We start from the raw sequence: 2,239 nt of genomic DNA, 5'->3' as shown, positions 1-2,239 counted from the left end.
CCCCACCACGCCGCGCTGATCGAGGCCAGCCTGGAGCTGGCGGCGGAGCGGTGCGCCGACCCGACGCCGCTGGTGTACGCGCGGCTGTTCGCAGCCGAGCCCGAGCTCGAGCCCTACTTCTGGCGCGACACGACCGGCACGATCAAAGGCGAGATGCTGTCGAAGGTGTTCGAGGCGATCCTCGACTTCGTGGGGCCGCGCACCTACGCCCACCAGCTGATGACCACCGAGATGGTCAACCACGAGGGCTTCGATGTGCCGCGCGAGGTGTTCGCCACCTTCTTCGGCATCGTCGGCGAGGTGGTGAAGGAGCTCAACGGCGACGACTGGACCGAGGAAACGGCCGCCGCCTGGGACGAGCTTCTGGCCGAGATCGCGACCTACATCGGGGCCACGCCGCGCTCGGACGTGGTGACCCCGGCGTTCCCGTCATACTACGCCCGCAAGGCCGGCGCGCAGGCCTGAGCGAAAGGCTTCGCTGCGGCGCCGAAATGCGTGCAGAATCAGGCGCGAACCCTATATAGAGGGCGGTGGAATTTAGGCTCCGCGCCGAGCGCGGGCCGGGACCCTCAGGCGCTGCGGATCCGCGGGGTCGGATCCACCCACAGACCGCGCCAGCTGGACACGAGATGAGCGAAGACAACACCGAACAGAACGGCCCCGAAACGGCTGAAAACGGGAACAACGGGAACGGCGCCGCCGAATACGGCGCGGAATCCATCAAGGTGCTGAAGGGCCTGGACGCGGTGCGCAAGCGCCCGGGCATGTACATCGGCGACACCGACGACGGGTCGGGCCTGCACCACATGGTCTACGAGGTGGTGGACAACGCCATCGACGAGGCGCTGGCCGGCTGGGCGACGCGGGTCGAGGTGATCCTGAACGCCGACGGCTCGTGCACGGTCACCGACGACGGCCGCGGCATCCCCACCGACATCCACGAGGGCGAGGGCGTCTCGGCGGCCGAGGTCATCATGACCCAGCTGCACGCGGGCGGTAAGTTCGACCAGAACTCCTACAAGGTCTCGGGCGGCCTGCACGGCGTGGGCGTCTCGGTGGTGAACGCGCTCTCCGAGTTCCTGAAGCTGAAGATCCACAGGAACGGCGACGAGCACGAGATGGAGTTCCGCCTCGGCGACGCCGTCTCGCCGCTGGTGATCACCGGCAAGTCGCCGATGCGCGACAACGGCGAGCCGCTGACCGGCACCGAGGTCACCTTCCTGCCCTCGCTGGACACCTTCAAGTTCATCGACTTCGACCTGAAGACGCTGGAGCACAGGCTGCGCGAACTGGCGTTCCTGAACTCGGGCGTGACCATCTGGCTGAAGGACCACCGCGGGGCCGAGCCCTTCGAGGAGGTGATGAGCTACGAGGGCGGCATCGAGGCCTTCGTGCGCCACCTGGACAAGGCCAAGACGCCGCTGCTCAAGACGCCGATCGTGATCAAGGGCCGACGCGAGAACGTCGAGGTCGACATGTCGCTGTGGTGGAACGACGGCTACCACGAGAACGTCCTCTGCTTCACGAACAACATCCCGCAGCGCGACGGCGGCACCCACCTGGCGGCGTTCCGCTCGGCGCTGACGCGGATCGTCACCGCCTATGCGGAGAGCTCGGGCGCGGCGAAGCGCGAGAAGGTCTCGGTGTCGGGCGAGGACGCGCGCGAAGGCCTGACCTGCGTGCTGTCGGTGAAGGTGCCGGACCCCAAGTTCTCGTCGCAGACAAAGGACAAGCTGGTGTCGTCCGAGGTGCGCCCGGCGGTGGAGGGCCTGGTGGGCGAGGGGCTCTCGAGCTGGTTCGAGGAGCACCCCAACGAGGCCCGGCTGATCGTGACGAAGATCGCCGAGGCCGCGGCGGCGCGGGAAGCCGCGCGCAAGGCGCGTGAACTGACCCGGCGCAAGTCGGCGCTCGACATCACCTCGCTGCCCGGCAAGCTCGCCGACTGCGCCGAGAAGGACCCGGCGAAGTCCGAGATCTTCCTGGTCGAGGGCGACTCGGCCGGCGGCTCGGCCAAGCAGGCGCGCAACCGCGACAACCAGGCGATCCTGCCGCTACGGGGCAAGATCCTGAACGTGGAACGGGCGCGGTTCGACAAGATGCTGTCGTCCGAGCAGATCGGCACCCTGATCATGGCGCTGGGCGCCGGGATCGGCCGCGACGAGTTCAACATCGAGAAGCTGCGCTACCACAAGATCGTCATCATGACGGACGCCGACGTCGACGGCGCCCACATCCGGAC

2 protein-coding genes are annotated in these 2,239 nt (G+C 67.8%); both read left to right on the top strand.

What is annotated here, in order from left to right:
* On the top strand, positions 1 to 465 hold a 465-nt coding region (locus tag VGD44_RS12285; RefSeq protein WP_331087362.1), incomplete at its 5' end, for a globin.
* A 164-nt stretch (positions 466 to 629) separates the two neighbouring features.
* The coding region (locus VGD44_RS12280) for a DNA gyrase subunit B (protein ID WP_331087360.1) at positions 630 to 2,239 on the top strand (1,610 nt) is incomplete at its 3' end.

Origin of the sequence: Phenylobacterium sp. (assembly GCF_036402295.1) — a bacterium.
In the GTDB taxonomy this organism is placed as follows: domain Bacteria; phylum Pseudomonadota; class Alphaproteobacteria; order Caulobacterales; family Caulobacteraceae; genus Phenylobacterium.
The sequence above is the reverse complement of the archived record's forward strand: the minus strand, read 5'-3'. Positions and strand labels throughout refer to the sequence as shown.